At 37.1% G+C, this 23106-nt stretch carries 16 protein-coding genes; all 16 read right to left on the reverse strand.

The window, feature by feature from the left end; all coding sequences use genetic code 11:
• Positions 1 to 216: 216 nt before the first annotated feature.
• On the reverse strand, positions 217 to 2700 hold the full coding sequence (locus tag BK577_RS21635; RefSeq protein WP_169908478.1) for a rhamnogalacturonan lyase: 2484 nt from the start codon (positions 2698 to 2700) through the stop codon (positions 217 to 219).
• Positions 2701 to 3289: 589 nt separating this feature from the next.
• Positions 3290 to 6454, reverse strand: coding sequence for a rhamnogalacturonan lyase family protein (locus tag BK577_RS21640; protein ID WP_169908479.1), 3165 nt, complete (start codon positions 6452 to 6454; stop codon positions 3290 to 3292).
• A gap of 333 nt (positions 6455 to 6787) precedes the next feature.
• Positions 6788 to 8827, reverse strand: a complete 2040-nt coding sequence (locus tag BK577_RS21645) for a beta-galactosidase (protein WP_078434840.1) — start codon at positions 8825 to 8827, stop codon at positions 6788 to 6790.
• 47 nt (positions 8828 to 8874) lie between these two features.
• A complete protein-coding gene (locus BK577_RS21650) occupies positions 8875 to 9567 on the reverse strand; it encodes a rhamnogalacturonan acetylesterase (RefSeq protein ID WP_078434841.1) in 693 nt (230 codons plus the stop codon).
• A 27-nt stretch (positions 9568 to 9594) separates the two neighbouring features.
• Positions 9595 to 10629 (reverse strand): glycoside hydrolase family 88/105 protein, encoded by a 1035-nt coding sequence (locus BK577_RS21655; protein ID WP_078434842.1) that lies wholly within the window; start codon positions 10627 to 10629, stop codon positions 9595 to 9597.
• 17 nt (positions 10630 to 10646) lie between these two features.
• Positions 10647 to 11939, reverse strand: a complete 1293-nt coding sequence (locus BK577_RS21660; protein ID WP_078434843.1) for an ABC transporter substrate-binding protein — start codon at positions 11937 to 11939, stop codon at positions 10647 to 10649.
• A 164-nt stretch (positions 11940 to 12103) separates the two neighbouring features.
• Positions 12104 to 12742 carry a YesL family protein gene (locus BK577_RS21665; RefSeq protein ID WP_078434844.1) on the reverse strand — a complete coding sequence of 213 codons (639 nt, stop codon included), beginning with the start codon at positions 12740 to 12742 and terminating at the stop codon, positions 12104 to 12106.
• Between the two features lie 235 nt (positions 12743 to 12977).
• A complete protein-coding gene (locus tag BK577_RS21670; RefSeq protein ID WP_078435357.1) occupies positions 12978 to 13820 on the reverse strand; it encodes a carbohydrate ABC transporter permease in 843 nt (280 codons plus the stop codon).
• Positions 13821 to 13867: 47 nt separating this feature from the next.
• A complete protein-coding gene (locus tag BK577_RS21675; RefSeq protein WP_078434845.1) occupies positions 13868 to 14767 on the reverse strand; it encodes a carbohydrate ABC transporter permease in 900 nt (299 codons plus the stop codon).
• A gap of 86 nt (positions 14768 to 14853) precedes the next feature.
• Entirely contained in the window at positions 14854 to 16161 is a 1308-nt protein-coding gene (locus BK577_RS21680) for an ABC transporter substrate-binding protein (RefSeq protein WP_078434846.1), read from the reverse strand.
• 214 nt (positions 16162 to 16375) lie between these two features.
• Entirely contained in the window at positions 16376 to 17914 is a 1539-nt protein-coding gene (locus BK577_RS26685; protein ID WP_078434847.1) for a response regulator transcription factor, read from the reverse strand.
• The gene (locus BK577_RS21690; RefSeq protein ID WP_078434848.1) at positions 17907 to 19673 is read right to left on the reverse strand and encodes a cache domain-containing sensor histidine kinase; all 1767 of its coding nucleotides are present in this window, start codon (positions 19671 to 19673) and stop codon (positions 17907 to 17909) included. The genes BK577_RS26685 and BK577_RS21690 overlap by 8 nt, the downstream gene beginning before the upstream one ends.
• A gap of 106 nt (positions 19674 to 19779) precedes the next feature.
• Positions 19780 to 20154, reverse strand: coding sequence for a sensory rhodopsin transducer (locus BK577_RS21695; RefSeq protein ID WP_078434849.1), 375 nt, complete (start codon positions 20152 to 20154; stop codon positions 19780 to 19782).
• A gap of 205 nt (positions 20155 to 20359) precedes the next feature.
• The gene (locus tag BK577_RS21700) at positions 20360 to 21298 is read right to left on the reverse strand and encodes a glycoside hydrolase family protein (protein WP_078434850.1); all 939 of its coding nucleotides are present in this window, start codon (positions 21296 to 21298) and stop codon (positions 20360 to 20362) included.
• A gap of 98 nt (positions 21299 to 21396) precedes the next feature.
• Complete coding sequence (gene kduI, locus BK577_RS21705) at positions 21397 to 22227, reverse strand: 5-dehydro-4-deoxy-D-glucuronate isomerase (RefSeq protein WP_078435358.1); 831 nt, start codon at positions 22225 to 22227, stop codon at positions 21397 to 21399.
• Between the two features lie 47 nt (positions 22228 to 22274).
• Entirely contained in the window at positions 22275 to 23030 is a 756-nt protein-coding gene (gene kduD / locus BK577_RS21710; protein ID WP_078434851.1) for a 2-dehydro-3-deoxy-D-gluconate 5-dehydrogenase KduD, read from the reverse strand.
• Positions 23031 to 23106: the final 76 nt, after the last annotated feature.

Consider the following 23106-nt stretch of genomic DNA (forward strand, 5'->3'; position numbering starts at 1 on the left):
ATACTTCAATATTTTCCTGCATGACTATTTCCCTCTTTTTTATTAATCCGCTCTTGGGAATGTATCAATTTTTGGGTCGTAATCTATCAACTTTCGTAAAAAATCTATCAAGTTCACTTAATAATCTCTCAACTTTCGCCAATAATCTATCATTTGACAAATTTCGACCCTAACAAAAGGGTCAAAGCACTAAACCTAATACTTTGACCCACATTTTTATTTTAGATTTTCGATTAATGTTTCTGCCTGATTGATTAAAATAGACTTAGCTTTATCAGAGACATTCTTCTTTGAGTTTTTGGCATTTAACTCTTTGATAAACTTTTCTAAGAATGAAATGCCTCTCTTATTTGAACCTTTGTCAATATGATGCTGAGCCTGCACTAACGAATTTTCCAGCTTTCGTACAAGTGAACCTCTGACCTCACCTTTTTCAACATACATATCCAGGGTATTTCTTAGTGCAGTTACTTCACCAGGCATATATAATTCAGGAGTTGGCACTTTACTCCAATCTGTATCTGAAGCAAAATAGTAACTTGTATATGATGGCTGATTATAGCCTACATTTTGCCATGAAATCCCTGTCCGATATTGTGCATCATGCATTAATGTGTAGAGCTTCCGATCTGTAACCTCAGAGCTTAAGTAAATACGTATAGCTTCACTGTCCTCCGTTCGGACAAGCAATTCTTCTCTCCAATCACCGAAGATATCGGCAACTAAGGACGGATTCCCTTTTGTATGGTTATTTGTTCTAGTATTTTCAGCTGTTAGTACAGTTCCTTTTTTCCAGTCTTCTATTGTAGGTGTTGCATCAATTGCTCCGTTTACAATTTGAGTGGTCATATCAGTCGACCATTTAATATTCATATTTGTTCCTGGACCGGATGTATTGATTTTCGTTCCATTTGCTGTCCAAAGACCAACTGCCCAAGTTTCCAGTCCCTTGTGGTCAGGGTCAACATCACCTATCATGCCTCGACCGGTATCTTTTCCTGTATACCCGCCATAAATTACTTCACCTGTCGCAGCATCGCGAAGTGCATACCCATAAGGAGCATATGCGCCTCCTTCATGAACCATAAAGATTTCCAGCCCTTCCCGATTTGGATCAATGTCCGCTACATGTAAGGCATCGCCATGTCCTAAACCTGCTGTTACACCCGGAGTTGCACTTTCCGGTGGCATCACATCACTGGAGCTGTATAATAATGAACCATCATGGTCGATTGTAGCAGATCCGTATATAACTTCCTGCTTGCCATCACCATCCACATCTGCTGTACTTAATGAATGTGCACCCTGAGTAGTAAGAGTCCCATACTCCTCACTCGTACCTAATCTTCCATGTGGTCCGTCATTGAACGGATTTGTCATTGGAGTCCAACCACTGTCAACATCCCACTGTTCTCTTAAATGTTTTCCATCCCAGGTATAAGCAACCATTGTAGCTCTTGTATAATAGCCTCTTGAAAAAATAGCCGAAGGTTTTTGACCATCTAAATATGCGACACCAGCTAAAAAGCGGTCAACTCGATTGCCTGGTTCGATTCTTGACATCGCATAATCTCCCCACATCAATCCATCGTCATGACGCTCATATTTATAGCGGATCGTTTCAAGTTCTTTTCCTGTTTCACCTTCAAATACTGATAAGTACTCAGGACCTTTTACAATAAATCCTTCAAAATCTCTTATATCGTTGCGGGAACTTCTGCTTGGGGCATATTCATCAATGAAATAATCTGCCAATGCTTCTGCATCCTCTGTTGATAGCGGATAATCATACTGTTTCTCTATTCCAAAGGATTCTTCAAGTGTTGCCGGCCAATTTCCATTTACAACTTCTTCATGTTTATGCCAGTTTTTAAACATATCTACTACATGGTTATAATAATCTTCACTGCTCATCCGATAGTCATCTTGATTACTATAACCTGCTTTTTTGTCCTCTTTTAGCATGGTAATATATTTTTCGGACGTTACTTGTCCATTTTTATCATAGTTGATAACCTTTGTACCTGGAGCTGTCTTAAACATTAATTCACTTTTTCCGTCACCATCAAAGTCATACACTAAAAATTGTGTATAATGGGCACCGGAGCGTATATTTACTCCAAGATCAATTCTGTATAGTAGTGTGCCATCAAAAGTGTAACAGTCGATATACGTATTTCCTGTGTATCCTTTTTGAGAGACATCCTTTGAGTTGGATGGATCCCATTTGACAAAAAATTCATATTGTCCGTCACCATCGACATCACCGACACTCATATCATTGGCTCTATAAGAATATGCTTCACCACTAGGAGTGACCCCGTCAGCAGGCTTTTTTAGTTTCAAATCATAATATGTATCTTTCCAAGGTGAAGCTTCACTGCTTTGGTCCACTTCTTTTCCGTCTTTAACAGCGGAAACATAGTACTTTGATGTTTCTGTCCCATTTTGATCCACGAAGTTTGTGCTGTCTTTAACTGTTCCAATCTTTTTACCGTCACGATAAACATGGAAATTCACACCGGTTAATCCTGAATCAGAATATCCCGATACTTCGTTTGCGAGTAGCCTCCAGCTTAAAAAGACTCCTTCCGATGTGCTTGCCGCTACTAGACCTCTGTCAAGATATTCTAGTTGAACTGCATTCCCATGATTTGCTTTTGGCGGAGATGCTATGGCACTACTCTGGTAACCTGTCATTAATAGTGGAGCTGCAATTGATAAGGATAATAGTTTTTTTGTTAAAGAATGTTTTTTCAAGCTTCTTTCATCACCTTTCGCATTTTTATTCGGTAAAGAAAAAGTGTACTGCGGCTTGAGGGGAACAATTAGTTCATGAATAACTAGATTTGATAGAATGATAATAGGCCATCTATTGCTTTAGGTAGCTTTTTCTCCTTATTACTCTATTAAAAGACTTATTAGAAAGCTCAGTACCTCCCTTTATTAGATTTAGTAGCACACTTATTTGTAAGCCTTTTCAAAATAGAAACTAATGCCCATTATAAGGAGTGAGTTAGTTAATGAACATATAAAAAACCGTTAATTTCCTCAGGATAACAGTGTTATTATAGATACTTAATAGAATGTTTTCGTATACTTTGTTGTTTTTGATGAAGTAACGTCAAAATTTAGTTCGTTCCATTGCGCTCCAGACACTCGCTTTTCTCACTTCCCGCAGGAGTCGAGTGTCTTCCGCTCCATTTCACTATAAGGGTTAAAAAGTATTCAGCCCTTTAATAAATAAGAGGGATAATATTTATCATTATCCCTCTCCAATTATCTTATTTTACTTAACTGTCAATTTATCACTGCCAGTAAAGGTTAGACCTGATTCAAGGTAACCTGTTATGGATACTTCAATCTCACCTTTTATGTTATCAAGAGCCGCTATGATTTCCTGACGATCTATCTTGATCGTTGCCTTTTTACCATTTCCATTTACTTGGCCGAATATTGTTTTCCCATTTACATGCAGTTTAACTACTTTTACGTTTTCTTTATTTTTTGAAGGAAGGTCGACTTTTATTGTAACTGAGTTTTTCCCACCTTTGCTTTTCACATTAAGAACTTCAGGGTTAATTTGAACCTCTACCTGTTCTACTTTCCCCGTATGAATAGACGGGAATGGTGCTGTGTCCATATCATGTCCTAAAAAGTAACTTGGATGTGGTGGTTGATTGTAACCAACATTCTGCCACGCTATCGCAACCCTGTATTGTGAATCGTGCATGAGAGTAGGTATGCGATGCTCTGTTACAGCTGTTGTAGTATAAACACGTAATGCACTGCTGTCGTTTAATCTCCAAATTGCTTCCTCTCTCCAATCTCCTAAAAGATCTGCTTGAAGGGCAGGAGTTCCTTTTGTCCAGTTATTAGACGTGACATCATTATCTGTCACTAGGTTGTCCAGGCTATTTGTTTCATGATTCCATTTATCGATTTTGGCAGCACCCAGACCGTATGTTGGACTGCCCTCTGTTTCATCAAAATCATGATCTAATAATTCACGAAGTAAGTCTCCATCCCACCAAATTGCAAAGTTTGATGTCGGGATGTTTGTACTAATTTTTTCGCCTTTTGCCGTATACATTCCACCTGTTCGATCATTCCAGGCTCCACCGATCGCCCAAGCTTCTGCACCAGGATAGCGAGGGTCCACGTCAGCTGATACACCTCTGCCTGTATCTTTTCCTGTTTTTACACCCCAGATGATTTCACCTGTCTCTCCATCACGGAATGATAACCCATAAGGTGAACTTGAATTTTCGTGTACTCCGAAAATCTCAAGTCCGGGTCTTGTTGGATCTAAGTCACTGACATGTTGAGCATCACCATGTCCCCAGCCTGTTGTATGTAGACCGGTTCCATCGTGATCGATTGCAGCTGCACCATAGATAATTTCATCCTTACCATCAAAGTCAACGTCAGCAATACTCATACTATGATTACCTTGTCCTCTGTAATCTTCATTCCCGGAGGTATTGCTATCAAAATTCCATAGTTTTGTCAGCTCACCGTTTTTAAAGGTATAGGCAGTTAATACAGCTCTTGTGTAATAACCGCGAGCCATAATTATGCTGGGTGTTTTTCCATCTAAATACGCAACTCCTGCAAGAAAACGATCAACTCGGTTTCCGTACCCATCTCCCCAATCATTCACATTTCCTCTTGGTGGGTCATAGTCAGTTGTTGTCAATGCTTTTCCTGTTTCTCCATCAAAAACGGTTAAAAATTCAGAACCACTTAAGACATAACCACCTGAATTTCGGTAATCTGCATTAGGATCTCCAATGACAGTACCTTTCCCATCTTTTGTTCCATCAGCAGTTTTCATAACAACCTCAGATTTGCCATTTCCGTCAAAATCATATACCAGGAACTGAGTATAATGAGCACCAGCACGAATGTTTTTGCCTAAGTCTAACCTCCATAAACGGGTACCATCCAATTCATACGCATCAATAAAAACATTTCCTGTATATCCGGCTTTTGAATTATCTTTTGAATTTGAAGGATCCCATTTTAAGACGATTTCATATTCCCCATCACCATCAAGATCACCAATGCTTGCATCATTGGCACTATATGTGTATTTAACACCATCAGGGGTTGTACCGCCTTCCGGCTTTTGAAGAGGAATGTCAAAGTATTGATTGCTTAAAACTTTAGCTTTGTCCGCTGTTGATTGTTCTTTACCATTTATAACTTCACGGACTTCATATGTTGAGTTAACTGTTCCTTTTGAATCCACATAATTTGTACTTAATGTAATTGGCTTATGATTCACTTTCTTTCCATCACGATAAAGGTTAAAGGCCGTATCCTCAGAATCACTACCTAGCAGGCGCCAGCTAATAAACACCCCTTCATCTACCTTTACAGCAACGAGATCCCGACCTAACTCTTCCATTTGCCGAACCATAGTATTGGCTATTGGTGTTTTAAGTGGTTTGGATCGTTCAGAAAATCCGCCTGCATTTACTGCACTAATTTTGTAATAATAGTTTGTTGTCGTAGCAACAGAATCACTAAATATTGGTTTCGTTGAAGTCCCTACCAAGGTATATGTACCATCCTCTGATTTTGAACGATAGATATAGTACATTACTGCATCATTTATTGGTTTCCAACTTAGTTCAATTGAATCTTTACTTGCCTTTGAGAGAGCAAGCTGAGCAGGTGCACTCGGTGCATCGGTCTTTTCATCATATACTCCAACTATGACTCCTTCGCTTGAGGTTGATTCAATATCAGCTTCATTCATTTGTGTAACGGTATATGTGTATGTATATCCCAGCTGTGCAGTCGAATCGATAAATTCTTCTTTTTCTGTCGTTCCAATTTTTGTTGCAGATTGTTCTCCTTCCAGCTTGCGGTATACATTATAGCTTTTTGCTCCATCAATCGTAGCCCATTTCAAAGTAACACTTGATTCAGCTCCCAGCTCCTTATTCGTCACCTCCAATCCTTCAGGTGCGACCATTGGGATAATTTCTAAGGAATTAATTCGTCCGTTATCACCGATAGCAATATTCAGTTGACCGTCATCTACAGAAGTATTTGCACGAAGTTCTTCATAACTGGCTGCGCTAGATGAAATAGAGCCATATGATTTTCCCTCAATTGAGAAGCTAGTCCGATTAGAAGCAATCTGATCCCCTGATTTAATTCTAACTGCATAGTCCCCATTCGGAACATCTACATTAAATTCATGACCAGCTGCAAGTGCGAAATCCCTTAACAAAGCATCAGGCTCACCTCGATCACGAAACCCAACTTCCGCACTGAACCCATACCCTTTTTCAGAACTATAAACAAGTGTATTAGCTACTTGGTTATATCCTTCGGCAACTGGACTTGTTGCTGATCCAAAATCAAATTTCAAGTTTTTTGTAACTTTTTCTTCAGCAGTAGCTGTTGGTGTCGCTAATGGTGCTAGTCCACTGAACATTGAAGTTATCAACACTGTACTAGTTAAGACTGAAAACTTTTTAGTAAAACCTTTCTTCACTAACATTACCTCCCAAATAGTAGTCCCCTAAAACCGTTTCCTGTTTATTTTCAACTTAATACTTTCAAACTCACCTCCGGACGCCCCGAATGTAAACCCTTACATTTTAAGCTATTAAAATAGAAATCTTTTTCATTTTAAAATAAGGAAGCGTAGAATAACATACAGATAACAGGTTTTAACGTATAAATAACAGTGACATTCACATAAAAAATCCCAAAACGAAAGTGTCTACTCAACCTTCGTTTCGGGATTCTATCGTTTTATACTTAGTTATTGTTGAACACTGTCAACTAATTGATTTTTTCCTAATTCCTCATCTTTGTTCATTTGAAACACGATCACTTTATACTGAAACGGCCCAACTTCATACTGTCCTTTAGTTAGTTCTTCTCCTGTTAAACGATCTTTTCCACCATCAGGTATGGAAACAGTTCCTCCATTCCCATCCATATTCACAATTACCCAAATTATTTCACCCTTACGGATACGTGGAGCCACAATTGTTCCTCTCGATACATCTGTTTTTAGTTGTACATCCGCTTCTTTTGCATAATGATCAACACACTTCTTTAGTAAAAGATCACCTGACTCTCCTGATGGAAGTGAACCAAGCATGACAATTTTTCCCTTGCCGACTTTATGTTCAGTCATAAATGCAGCTCCATCTGAGTTCCCCCCCTTAATCGTGCCAATAGCTTTTCCGGCAGTTGGTTGAAAAACAGAGCTCCATAAGCTTAATGATGCTTTAACTCCCATAAACTCACCATATGAATCTGTTCCCTCCATTGGATATGTATAAAGAGTTTCAACTCCGGCAAGTTGCTCTAACTTTCCTAAGGCTGCATCAGTATGGATTGTATGGTTTTCTGTTCTTCCGCCTGTAAGCGGACCAACAATCCAAACTCCTCCTTCTTCAACAAATTTTGTTGCTTGTTGAAGATAATCATGAGATAGATAATGGACGAAAGGTGTAAATAATAATTTGTATCCTTCTAATTTCGCACCCTCAGGTATCAAATCACGGTGATATCCAGCTGATAGAACTCTTTCGTAAAACGGGATGATAAGAGAACGATAATCTAAATCTCTATGCGGCTCTGTTTTTAGAAATGCTCTTGCTCGATCTGAATACGTTATCGCTACCTCAGCTTGTGCGGGCCTGGTCGTTGTAATAACTGATTCAAGCTCTTTCCTGGCAGCCTCAACTTCTTTTACATTTTCAAAACCGACAGTCGGTTTTCCCCATGCACTTATGACAGATCCATGAGGCTGTTCACATCCTGTACGTTGCTGTCTCCACAACCAATAACAAAATGCTTCCCCGCCTAACGCATATGACGCGACAGCTTCTGCTTTTAAATAGCCGTTTGCATGAGGGGCTGCATAACTCTCAAGTGATGCACTATGTGATGGACTTGTTTCCATAACCCAATAATCCTTGCCGGATTTAAAATTTCTCCATAAATCACAATTAAATAAATAAGAAGCAAAATTACTTCGTTCAGCATACGTATCAAATGAAGCAAAATCAAGATGTTTGTATAGCATTTCGTTATCAACATGAAAAAAAGTTGTGCTATTATGTGTTATTGGAGCCTGGGAATATTGACGGACTATCGCTGCCTGTTCATCTGAAAATTCGGCGATTTTTTCATATGAGAAAAGCTGATACATTGTTTTTAAAGCTGAATTATGAAGAAATGGCGTTGAGATTGGTTGCGGAATCTGTTCAAATGAATGATAATATTGACTCCAAATATGTGTTCCCCACGCTTCATTTAATGCATCAATTGTTCCATACTTCTCTTCCAGCCAACTATGCCACAATGATTTACATGTTTCACACATACATTCACTAACATGGCATTTAAACTCATTATCAAGTTGCCAGCCAATAACACCTGGTAAATGGCCAACTGCTTTTGCTATCTCCTCGGTAATGATTGCAGCTCTTTTTCTAAAATAAGTATTATTTGTACATATATGCTGCCTTGATCCATGACTCATTACCTGTCCATTTTCATCAACATGCAATCTTTCAGGATGATTATGTGTTAACCAAATCGGTGGAGTAGGTGTTGGTGTACACATGACCGTCTCAATTCCATGATCGTGTAGTTTTTCAATCATATTCACAAAAAAACTTAGATCAATTACCCCTTCTTCTTTTTCCATCATAGACCAGGCAAATTCACCCATTCGCACAACATTTATACCTGCTTCTACCATTAACTTTATATCTTCTTCAATTGTATCCTCATTCCATAATTCTGGGTAATACGCGGCTCCATGATATAGCTTCTTCGTCATAAGAAATCTCCTTTACTCTTAATATAAAAAACCACGAAATAACGTGGTTAACTTTTCAAAAAATTCTTTTCACATATATACTTTTCGATCGGTAATCGAAGATCCCTTATCCCTTCAATAACTAATCTCCCTACCTCTTTTGCTCCATGTTCACTAAAATGAGTATTATCAATAATGCCATCCGGATAATTCGGCTGTTCATTTGGAGCAAAGATTGTAAAGAGCTTTTTAGATCCTTCCACACCAAGTTCTTCATATAACTTCCTTGTCTTGGACCATAAGTCTATGAGTGGAACATCAAGCTTTTCAGCAAGTTCCATCATTGCCTCCGGATATTCACCTAAAGTATTTTCCAGGATACCATCTTCATTAAATTTCCTTCGATGAACAGGAGTAATTAATATTGGATATGCCCCTTTCGCACAAGCACCTGTAATATATTCCGTTAAGTTTGATTGAAAAGTTGTATAAGGTTCAGTTCCATATGATTTCTGATCATTATGACCAAACTGAATAAATAGGAAATCATCCGGTTGAATTTCGTTCATAATGGCTTCAAGTCTACCTTCTTCGATAAAGCTGTTTGAGCTTCTTCCTCCCATTGCTTTATTAATAATCAATATATTTTCTTGGAAAAATTCATGAAAGGTTTGGCCCCATCCTGCCATCGGTGCCTCATGGCTCGGGCAATTTGCTACTGTTGAATCTCCTGCCAAATAGATCGTATACGATTTCTCCATATTCACACCTCCAATCAATCTTGGAAACTAATTAAATACATGTCTGTTACTTTTTAATAATTCAGCTAAGAACACGAGAGTTAAACCTTGTCCCCATCCCTGGATACGCTTATAAGGAACCTCTTTATAACCATCAGCATCGTTCATGACAGCTGTTCCCGCTGAAACCTTAGATACTTTTCCATCTTCTTCAATTTCATTGACAATACCTTGAATTGATTTTTGGATGTATTTATTATATAAAGATCCTCTTTTAAGGAGCGCAGCTGCAATAGCAGATGAGCCGGAAATCTCATCATATGATGTTGGATCATCAACAATCGTATGCCAAAGTCCATTTTCTCCTTGAAGTCGTACTAAAGCACTTAGCTGATCACGCAAAGAACAATCAATGATCATGTAAGAAGGGTCCTGTACTTCAATTAATTCAAGAGCTTTCGCCATTGTTAACGCAGCCCAACCATTTCCTCGTGCCCAATAAATTGAAGACATATGATTTTTGGCGATATTATCCCAGCCGTGATAATATAGATTTGTCACAGGATCCTGCAAAAAATCCTCATGACCATGATATTGCTTTAACCCATCTCTGAAATAGTCCTCACGATCTAATAGTTTTCCGACTCTTAACAAGAATAGTCCTGCCATCATCATTGTATCTACCCATGCCTGCTCAGGGAATACATCCTTCACAGAGTTAACTGTATGCTGAAAAATGCCGTCTGCAAATCGCGGGGCATCATTTTGAAGATAATCAGCCATTTCTTTAATAACAGTTAAATATTTTTCATCTTCTGTTACGTTATAAAGAGTAATCAGCGCGTGTCCAATTGATACTCCATTAATGGAGAGCTTTGGTAAACCATCCTCCAGCCATTCATCCACCCACGCTTTTAATAGATCGATATACTCCTGTTTTTCTGTTGCTTCATAAGCAGCAGCTACCCCATAAAAGGCCACTCCGCCCGGCCAATCCCAGTTAAAATCCATCTCGAAACTTCGTTTTACTACTTTATCTATCATTTCTCTAATTTCATTTTCATCAAACTGCAATTTTGGCATTTGATCCATCCTCCAATTCATCCCTTTTGTAGAATTTCATTTGCTTGTTCTCTGAATTTTTTTGCTCCTTCTTCAGGAGTTATTTTTTTATACATAATTTCATCTGATATATTTTTTAAGACTTCAATCACCTGTGAACTGCCTGTCGGATCTGGCGGGTACATTTCATTTGTAAGACTTATGGCTTTCTCAACATATTCGACGATTTTTAATTCTTCTCCTGAAAGCATAGGCTTAACTTCTTCCGATATCTTAGATGAAACAGGGACACCTCGTTCACCCTTCATTAATTTATTTGCTTCCACATTATTTACAAAAAAATCAATGAATTTAGCCGCTTCTTCTTTATATTTAGAACTTTTCGGAATGGATAAAAGCATGCTTGGCTTTAAAAAAAGCGCCTTATTTTCGTAATGATCCGGTGGTAAATTTAGTGTCAATGGAGCTTCTGTTAATTGATCAAAGCTTGCATATTGATTAGAATAATTCCAAGTAATTGCTGACTTTCCATTAACAATTAAATCATCTTCCATTCCTCTAACAGCTGCTGCTACTTCATTTGGTGTAGGAAATGCTCCACCTTCTACAAGCCTTAACTGCATGTGAAAATAATCAACAAATAATTGATCATCTTTATATGCAAGTCCTGTCCCTTCTTCGTTGTAAAACTGCTCACCTTTTGTTCTAAGATAGTAAGGAAAGAAGATATCTGGTGGATGCATTCCATTTGAGCCATAGACATTTGCATATTTTTTTATATCCAAAGCCATTTGCTCCATATCGTTCCAAGTCCAAGTGTCATCATGTATTTTCACACCAGCTTTATCTAACAACTGTTCGTTAGATATAACAGAAAGAACATTAATTCCTACTGTAAAACCGTAAAGTTCCTCTCCAATTTTCCCGCTGTTCACAACACTTTGCCGAATAGAGGAAGTATCAATGGTATTGTTTTCAATAAATGGTGTTAAATCTTCAAGTAATCCTTTTTCACCGTATTGCGATAAAAAAGCAATATCCATCTGGATAACATCAGGAAGTTGATTCCCTGCTGCCATTGGCGCCAGGTTTTTCCAATAATCATCCCAATTTGCGAAAACAGGTTCCACATTTATTGTTGGGTTTTCTTTCTCAAAAAGCTCAATGATTTTGGTCGTGTACTCATGTCTGGGGTGTCCTCCCCACCAAGCTACCTTGATCGTAATTGGTTCTCTATCATTGACACTTTCATCTTGGTCTTGATTAGACTGACATGAGGTTAGAGACAATGTAACAAATAGGGCAATACATAAAAGAAAAAGCTTTTTCATAGTAAATCATCCTTTGTAAATGCTTACATGTATAGTTATAGTTTAGTAGGAATTGATATGATTTTTAATGAAAAATACAGACTGATATGATGAAAAAACAGTGATATCTTCAACATTTCAATTGTAAGCATTTACACCTGATCTATCTACTTAAATCTTTTTCTTTATTGATGAACAGTCACAGATTCATGTTTTTTGTTTACTTTGTTAAACGCATTCATTGCCGGTTTAGACATAACTAAAGCTAAAACATTTCCACTGCAAACGATCATAAGTGGTGGAGCAAACGATAGTAAAATAACTAACCCTAAGCTACTAATCAACATTATAAGTGTTTTAAATGGATTCATAACCATCACAAAAAATGAGTTTTTTAGTATATCCAGTGTTTTCATGTTGAAGTGAACATACATTGGAAACACATAAAGCAACGTACAAATAAAAATGAGGGAAATGATTAAAAAAGGAACGTTCAACAAGTTTTGAACCATTGTAGAAGCTTGTTTTAAAAATAGGAAATCAATAAATAAAATGATCCCAATTAGCGATATAACAGCTCCGAACATATTACTTTTCACAAACTCGCTTTTATATGAGCTCCAAAACACAGAAAACACCGGTGCCTCAAAATCTCCCATTGCCCATCTTCTCACGACAGCATACATGGCAACTGTTGCAGGATAAAACCCCAGGACAATGAAACCAAGTAAGGAAAAACCGATCCACAATATATTTAATAATACTAATCGTGAAATCCATTCCAGTATGTTGTTTACACCACTCATAAATCCATGTGTTTCCATAGCTCTGCCCCATTCCTTTTTTAATAATTTCTGAACAAAAACGCAAGCGCCTTGGTTAGCCTCGGGCAAATAAGACGCAAAGGAATAGAAGACGTTCTTTGTCTTCAATTCCTTTGTGGCTAGACCCTAGAGGGGCTCGGCGCTGGAGCTGGATGTCGCGCACTTATCCACAGTTCAAGAATTTTATAATTTCCTGGACGATTAAAAAGCAAGATGAAGGGTTAGCTAATAAAGCTTAACCCTTTAATCCACTTGTACTAATTCCTTCAACAACATGTCGTTGGAATAAGAAGAAGATAACAAATACAGGGATTAGTGTAACAATTGACATCGCAAACATTGCTCCCCAGTTAGAAACAGTTTCATTACTTAAGAACATATTTAACGCCATTGATACTGTATATTTATCAGGACTATTTAAATAAAGAACTGGTCCCAGCAAGTTATCCCATGTCCAATAGAACGAGAAGATAGACACTGTTGCTAAAGCAGGTCTAATTAATGGCAAAATAATTTTATAAAAAATCTTGAATGTTCCACATCCATCAATTGTTGCTGCTTCGTCTAATTCTCTTGGTATTGTTCGAATAAATTGAACAAGAAGGAAGATGAAAAACGGGTGACCAAAGTAAGCTGGGACTGCAATTGGTTTTATCGAGTCTAGCCAACCTAATTTTGAAAAGATAATGTACTGAGGTATCATAACAACCTCATACGGCAACATAAGTGTTACCATCATAAGAGCAAACCAAAAGCTTTTTCCAAAGAAGCTTAATCTTGCAAATCCGAACGCTATCACAGCTGAGGAAATGACTTGACCTATCATCGTAATGATAACAAGAACTACCGTGTTTTTAATAAACACTCCAAACGAATTCCCGCCAATCCCTTCCCAGCCTTGAGCAAAATTCGAAAGAATAAACGGATCAGGAATAAGTGATTGCGCAGTCACAAAGATCGTATCACTTGGCTTAAAGGAACTCATTAGCAACCATATTACAGGGTACAGCATAAGGATAGCAAAGCCGCCAACAAGAATGTGATAAATCCACCACTTCGGCTTCTTTGCTTTAGGCATTTCAAAGCGCTTTGAAGCCGTATTGATTTCTGTATTTGTTTGCATCCTTATTTCGCTCCTTCCGATTCATAGTGAACCCAAAACTTCGATGTAGCAAAGATAATCGCTGTTAGAATCCCTACAATAATAAGCATGATCCATGCCATCGCTGACGCATATCCCATATTAAAGAATTCAAATCCTTGAATGAATAGATATAGTGAGTAAAGAAGTGTCCCATCTAAAGGACCACCAGTACCCTTCGAAATAATGAAGGCTGGAACAAATGTCATAAATGCTGCAATGGTTTGCATAATTGTATTAAATAAAATAACTGGGCTTAACATAGGTAGTGTGATTTTTGTGAATTTTTGCCAAAAGTTCGCTCCGTCAACACTTGCCGCTTCATAATAAGTCATTGGAATACCTTTTAATCCGGCTAAGAAAATTAACATCGATGAACCAAATTGCCATACAGATAAACAGATAAGCATCCAAAGTGCTGCTGTTGGGTCACCAAACCAGCGAACATCCGGAATACTAAAGAATGCCAGCAACAGGTTGATAATTCCCTCATCACCGAAAATATTACGCCACATGATGGCAACAGCAACACTTCCTCCTATTAAAGAAGGCAAATAAAATAGAGTACGGTATAACCCTACAGCTCTTGAAGCTGTGTTAAGTACCATGGCGATTAATAAAGCAAATCCTAAACGTAATGGGACTCCGGCAAAAACATAGATAAGGGTAACTTTAAGAGATTGCCAGTACCGTGGATCTTCAGTAAACATTTTTTTATAGTTTTCAAGACCAATCCATGTTGGAGAAGCGAATAGGTTATATTGTGTGAATGAAAAGTATAATGAGGCGACAATTGGGATAAACGTAAACGCTAGAAACCCGATGATAAAGGGACTAATAAATGCGTAGCCTGTCATATTTTGTTTAAGGGCGCGTGCACTCATACGATCAATTCCTTTCTCCCAAATAGTGATGATATTTTAAAGTCTAGTAGCTGATCCATAATGACCAGCTACTAGTGTTTTAATCACTATTTATTTTGAGATAATATGCTTTCTGCTTGTTGTCTAAATTGTTTTGCAGCATCTTCGACCTTCATTTGGCCATAATTCATTTGTTCAGATAAGCTATCTAAAAGCTCAATAACTTGACCTGCACCGATCGGGTCGGGACCATCGAATTCAGAACTGTTTTGTTCAGCCCATTCAACACTGTCAAATACTTGAACTTGTTCCGGTGTTAACACAGGCTTCAGTTCTTCCTTAATAACAGAAGAGCCTGGGATTCCGCGATCTCCTAAATTTAATTTATTTGCTTCTACATTATTCACGAAGAAATCAATAAACTTCGCTGCTTCCTCTTTTTGTTTTGAATTTTCGGCAACAGACCAGAACATACTAGGCTTTAAATATAATCCATCACTTGTATTTGGCCCAGGCATGTTGTGAATTTTCAACGGACGATTAGCTACCTGCTGAATACCAACAAATTGGTTAGACCATTGCCAAATTCCAATTGCTTCTTCCTTCACAACAGGATCATCCTCCAGACCCTTTAATTGAGCAAGGTAATCAGGTGTTGGAACAGCACCATCTTTTACTAATTGAGATGTCATATTAAAGAAATCAATAAACATTTGATCATCTTCGTAACCTAAAGCAGTACCATCCTTACTATATAAAGACTTTCCTTGTGTTCTTAAGTAGTAGTTAAAGAAAACATCTGCTTTCATACCTGTATCCATAAAGAGACCGGCATCTTTTGCTTTTGCAGCAATTTCCTTATAATCATCCCATGTCCAATCTTCAGCTAAGGAATCAACACCGATTTTCTTTAAAAGTGCTTCATCAAAATGAAGACCAACAACGTTTACTCCTAAGTTAAAGCCGTATAACTTATCACCAATTTTTCCACCGTTAATATAATTTTCAGTGTAATTTGTTGTATCAATTTGATTTCCAACATATGGAGTTAAATCAGCTAATTGACCATTTTCTGCATACTGTGAAAAATAGGAAAGGTCCATTTGAATAATATCAGGAAGCTGTTGTGCAGAAGCCTGTGGTGCTAACTTCTTCCAGTAATCATCCCAGCTAGCATATTCAGCTTGAATCTTTACACCTGGATTTTCTTTCTCATACATTTCGATTATTTCTAATGTGTAATCATGACGTGGCTCAGATCCCCACCATGCAATACGAAGTTTAATTTCTTCATCTCCGCTTCCACCACCTGAATCTGAAGTAGATTCTCCTGAAGAAGTATTACTTCCTCCACTACAGGCTGCCAAAGAAAATACCATAACAACTGCTAATAACCAAAACAACCATTTCTTCATTTCTCTTCCCCCTCTTTTTTTGCTGTTACCGCTTACAATCCCTATTTTATTAGGTTTATAGGTCTTTTGAAATGCAAAAATCAGATAACTCTGTTCAAAAAACAGTGAATTCTGACAACTATTTTTAAACAACCTGGACTTACTATCTATTACAGGTACTATCTCCTACAAATAAAGCCCACAACCTAGTTCAATAGATTGTGAGCTTTTATCATCAATTGACTTTCTTATATTCAGAAGGAGAATAACCTGTAAATTTCTTAAATACCTGACTAAAATATTGTGGGTTATCTCCAAACCCTATACTTTCAGCTATAGCAAATACTTTAATATCATCCATTAATTCAATCTGTTCCATGGCTTTATTTATCCGTTGCTGTGTAACAAAGCTGGAAAACTTTTCACCTGTTTCCTGTTTAAAAAGTTTACCTAAATAGTCAGCATTCATATACACCTTATTAGCAACCCATTTTAGAGATAAATCTGTATTCGCCAGGTTTTTCTCCACGAGGTCCATCATCTTCTGAATAACTTCGGAATGATTGGATTTATGTTTCTCATAATAATGTTGAGTAATGTCAATTGCTGTCATAAGAAAGGATTCTTTCATTTGTTGGATTGTGTCCATTTCCAGCAATGAAGACATTTTTCCTGTATAAGATTGGATCCTTTTAGAATCAGTATGTTGGATCATGACTAAAAATAACTGCATAACATATGATCTTGCTAACCCAATAGATAGTCTTTTATTTGCCAACTCTTGAAAAAATTGTATGATTTCATTTTCAACCTTTTCGATATTCCCTGATTTTATAAATAGACACAAGCTTTGTCCATCATATTCATAGTCTGTTAATTTCGTATCCTGCTGGATATCATTTTTCGTAATAATGCTTCCTTCACCTAAATAAAACCGGTGATTTAAACATTCTAGTGCCTCTAAATATAGTTTTCTAACATTAGTAATGCAATCCATCTCACTTATCGCTACAGTCATATCCATTTCGTATATGGTAAAGAAATGATTGCGTAATCGTTCAATTTGATCTTGAAGAACTGAAAAATCCTGTTCATCGACAAGAAATAATGCATATTCTCCGATATTCGTTGATAAGACAGATTCAGAAAATAGATCTTCTCCAAGATTTTCAATGACAAACATATGCTCGTAATGGTATTCTCCTTCAATACGGAAAATAATAAGCCTTATAAACTCATCATGAAAATTAACTCTTAAAAGCTTTTCATAAAATTGAATACCTTGATTATTATCAAGCTTGGTTGTAATGAATTCCTTGAGTAACTGCTTTTTCATATATGGTTGGATCTGATCCAGACGGCTCTTCATATCAAAGAGAGACTGCTCTTTCTTTGCATCTGTTGATAGATCATTTATGATACTTGTCAGTGCTTCAACAATACTCTTTTCATTACAAGGCTTTAGTAAATAATGCTTTACCCCATGCTCCATTGCTCGTTTCGCATACTCAAACTCGTTAAAACCGGACAAAATGATAAATTTCACTTCAGGAAATTCTTTGGACACTCTTGCTACTAATTCCAACCCGGTCATACCCGGCATTTTGATGTCACAAATAACAATATCCGGCTTTTCTCTCACGATAAAATGATAGGCCTCAAGGCCGTTACGCGCAGTACCAATTAATTCAGTACCAATTTCTTCCCAGTCTATGATACTTGAAATACCTTCTAAAATAATTCTTTCGTCATCAACTAGTAAAACTTTATACATAACTCCACCTCGTTTGATATGGAATGATAATGAGCACCTTTGTTCCAATGTTTAACTCGCTATCAATTTGTAATCCATATTTTGACCCGAAGACAAATTTTATCCTAGAATCTATGTTACTAAGACCAATCCCATTTCCTCTTGTCTTAAATTCTCCCCTTCGCACTTGTTCAAGTTGTGCCATGTCCATACCCTGTCCATTATCCTCAACAGCAAGATATAGATCTTTCCCTGCTTTATATGCCGAAACTTTAATTTTGCATGGCTCCATCATCATTTCAAGTGCATAATTAATTGCATTTTCTACTAGCGGTTGGATAATCAGTTTTGGTATAAGACAGCCTTTAACATTTTCATTGATGTTAAGTGAAAAATCCAGACGTTCTTCAAATCTGAATTTTTGAATAGTAATATAATGCTGAACCATTTCGATTTCTTCTTGAACGGTTATCACATCATCCTTTAAGCTAATTGCATTTCTTAGCAGAAAGCCCAGTGATTCAACCATTTTTGATATTTGGGTTTGTTTATTGATCTTCGCTAACCAATTAATTGATTCGAGTGTATTATAGAGAAAATGCGGATTGATTTGGGATTGCAATGCTTTAAATTCCGTATCCTTTATAAGAAGTTGTTTTTCATAGTTTTCATTGATTAAATCATTGATTCTTTCAATCATGACAAAGAAATTTCTGTGAAGAATCCCTATTTCATCTTTTTCTTCGGTAAGCCTAAATGTATCAACAGCTTTAAAATCACCATTTTGAACGACTTTCATAGCTGAAACCAAGTTTTCAATTGGGTCTGTAATCCTTTTCGAAAAACGAATGAAAAAGTAGATGGAAGATAGTAAAATAACGAAAAATAAAAAAATGACCAAAAACTTAATTGTCGTAACTTTTGCAAACATTGTTTCGAAAGGCAGCACATTCCAATATGTCCAATTGGCATACGTAGAATTTGAGTATGTGACAAAGTAATTTCTTTCAGCTAGTTTTTGAATTCGATACCCCTGTCTATCACTTACAGATAAATTTAATTTATCAATCTGTATGGATGTTTCTTCAGCAAAAAAGATGTCTTCTCCATATGAAATCGCTATACGTCCTTCTTGTCCTCCCCACTCTCTTGGAAGCTCCTTAACGATGTCATTTAAGGACACCTCAATAATCAATGTTCCCAAGTTATCAAGACTTAGGTTTTGATAAGATCTTAACTGTCTTGCAGAAAAGATAGTATTTTGCGAATCTTTTAGAGAAACCCATACATTTCTTCCGTCCCCTTCTCTTGCTCTTTGCTCAAGATGATCAGCATTTTCGTAAAGAATAGATGCCGTGATTTTACCAGCCTGATATTCTTTTCCATTTGTGTCAAACAGATGAATGGATTGAATATACTCCTCAGATCCTATATAACTTGTCAGGGTATCCCTAATTTCCTTTTCAATTTGATATTGATCGTAATTAGTAAGCTCTTTCTTTGCTTCAATTAATGCCTGTTGAATTTTATTATCAGCCAGTACTCTATAGGAAACTTCTTCAATGTTTTTTAGTTCGTCTTCAATCCTGTTAGAAGACATGATTAGAACTTGTGAGGACTTGCGATAAATTTGTTCATCATAACTATTAAAAGCATATTGAAAGCCTAAGATAATAAACGATAAACAAACCACCATTATGGTCGAAATAATGATAATTAGCTTATACTTAATTTTTAAGTTCTTGTATCTGTTGAAAATACAAAGCTTTAAGTTTTTCATTATCTAAAGACTCCAATGTGATTATTTTTCAAAGTTAGTAGGTAACCGCTTTCAACTGCTATTAGTAAGAAGGAACCTTTCTGCAGCAGCACGGTTCCCTGTCATTTTATGCTCTTAGAGGGTATCCCATTGTTGACATTAAGGCAAGACCAGGCTGTGTCGAGTCTAACCGACTATATTGAACAATAATAGGAAGATCACTCTCTACTTCAATAGAATATGGAACACCTGCCGGGATTTTCTCACCATTTAATTCTAAAGATGAAGTTCGAAGATGATTACTTCTTTTTCCTTGAACAACAATTGGAATCCTTTCCAATGGATCACGATCTTCAAAATAGATCGTAATAAAAGCTTGTGCGTCCTTATTGTGACAGTTTAGCATACAGATGGATTCGTGACTAAGTAATTCCCCTGTACTAAGTGGTGGAATATACCCATCAGGTATAATCCAATGTGTTTCTCCTTTACCAGTATACATGTAACTACCTCCTTATTAATGAATCATTTATCCCATAATATTTATCTATTATAATATCAATAACCTACATTGAATACCCTTACATTTTTATCTAATTAAAGATAGAGTGGTCCAGTCATTTTTCTCTTCATTATATAAAATACAATCTGATATACATATATAATTATCAGACAATAGAGTTTAGAAAACAGTGAACTTTAACAGATTAATAAAGAACAAGTTCAAAAGCCTCATTACGGTCACACTTTAACGTACCATTTGCCACCTTTAACATAGCAACTTGGATAGACGAACGTTTTGCTTCATATTGATCTGCCCGTACACCCTCTTTTCTTCCCGGATGGGTGAAATAGAATACAAATGCCTGATCTCCTTGAACGTGTACATCTGCATGATAGCCAAATGAACAATCATCGGGTCTTTCACCAGGTTGATCTAAGATCATTGTATTGTACTCCCACCCCTCACAATCATTTGACTTATAAACGGCTTGACCAGACCACTTATCAACAATCATCCAATAATACCCTTGAAAATAAAATACATTCGGTCCTTCATGCGGATATTCTGCAATAACAGGACCAACAACCTCCCACTGATACAAGTCTGCACTATCTGCTGCATAGGTATAAGAATTATCCGCCTCATCCTTATACCACATTCTGAAACGACCATCCTGCATAACATGTACACATGCATCAATGACAAAATCAGAGCTTAATTCTAATATAGACTCCAATTTCCAATCCCATAGATTTTGACTGGTATAGTGAATAATTTTTCGTTTATGCCCCGCCCACTGATTCGGTACTCCTTGAATATAGCTAACATACATATGATAAGTTCCATTATGATAAATAATTTCAGGTGCCCAAAACGTGTTTCTGCCTCTTTCAAAATCAAGACCTTCTATAACCCCTCTGTAGTTCCATGATTTTCCTCCATCGGATGAGGTCGCAATACCTAAATCAGTTCCATGAACCCATGATACACCTTCACACTGAATAATTGCCCTTCTATTTGTATAGATCATCCACCACTCTTTTTGTTCATGATTCCATATAATAGTCGGATCAGCAGCTCCATCGAAGATTGGATCACGAAACAATGGTGCTTTTGGTGTTGTAAACTTATTCAAGCCCATTCACTCCCCCCTATATTTACTTATAAATATATACTTTCTGATGTATAAAAAAGAGTGCACTATCCAGTTCAGGATAACGCACTATTCTTACCCGAAAATTATTTTAATTCTTCCATCGCTACAGCATCCATATCTGTAAACGTATAGTTCTCACCAGCCATTGCCCAGATAAACGTGTAGTTACTAGTTCCTACGCCTGAGTGGATTGACCATGGTGGTGATAAAACAGCCTGTTCATTCTTTACAACTAAATGTCTTGTTTCTTTAGGCTCACCCATGAAATGGAATACTCTTGAGTTCTCATCCATATCGAAATACAAATATACTTCCATGCGACGGTCATGAAGATGTGCAGGCATTGTGTTCCACATATTGTTCGGCTCTAATAAAGTCATCCCCATCATTAACTGACAGCTTTGTATACCATCTGCATGAATATACTTATAAATCGTACGCTTATTTGATTCACTATCAGATCCCAAATGGTTTGGTTCCGCATCTTCAATTGGAGCTTTTTTCGTTGGATATTGTTTATGTGCAGGAGTTGACACAATATAAAACTTCGCTGGATCTGAAGAGTTTGTACTTTGGAATAAAACCTCTTTGTTTCCTAAGCCAACATATAAACAGTCTCTTTTATTTAACGTATACGCTTGCCCATCAACTAGTACAGTACCTTCAGCACCGATGTTAATAATCCCTACTTCACGTCTTTCCAAGAAATATTCTGTTTTGAGAGTTTCTTGATCTTCTAGTTTAAGAGCTTGTGTTGTAGGAATTGCTCCCCCTGTTACAACTCGATCATAATGAGAGTACGTCATATTGATTTCACCTTGAACAAAAAGTGAATCCATTAGAAAATCACTTCTCAATCTTTCTGTCGAATATCCTTTAAAATCTGTTGGATTTGTAGCATGTCTAATTTCCATTTTTCTTTCCCCTTTCGATTTTTGATTTTCATGTAAAACATTTGGCATTATGAGCTCATCCATCCACCATCGACACATAAAATATGACCATTTACATAGCTTGAGGCATCCGAAGCTAAATAGATAACAGCTCCTTTTAGATCTTCAGGAGTTCCCCAACGGCCTTGTGGAATTCTGGAAGTAATATACTCATTTCGCTCTTTATTTGCTCTAAGTTGAGATGTATTATCTGTCTCCATATAACCAGGAGCGATAGCGTTTACATTAACACCTCTGCTCGACCACTCATTTGCAAGTGATTTTGTTAACCCTGCAACAGCATGTTTGCTGGCCGTATAAGCAGGCACTCTTAATCCACCTTGGAATGAAAGCATTGACGCTACATTAATGATTCTGCCTGAGCCATGTTCAAGCATATGCCCTCCAACCTCTCTGCAAAGTTGAAACACAGAATGCTGGTTGACTTTAATCACTTCATACCAATCATCATCAGAAAAGCTCTCTGCATTTTCTCTTCTGATAATTCCGGCGTTATTAACTAAAATATCAATTCTATCTGTTATAGCTAACGCCTCAGAAACTAGCTTTTGTGCAGCTAGATCTTCAGACAAGTCAATTTTTAAATCATGAAAGGTACCACCAATAGATTCAATTTTGTTCCGTGTTTCCGACATATCACTCATTCCGGCACCTATAACAGTTGCACCTGCCTCTGCAAGACCAACTGCCATACCTTGCCCTAATCCACGGCTTGCTCCTGTTAATAAAGCAACTTTTCCCTTTAGAGAAAAAAGTGATTCCATTTATACCCCTCCTCTGTTTATTATCGTACTTAAATGTTCGATATTGTTCAGTATAGTTTGATTATAGCACAAATAA

This window comes from Metabacillus halosaccharovorans (genome assembly GCF_002019635.1).
GTDB classification, from domain to species: Bacteria; Bacillota; Bacilli; order Bacillales; family Bacillaceae; genus Metabacillus; species Metabacillus halosaccharovorans.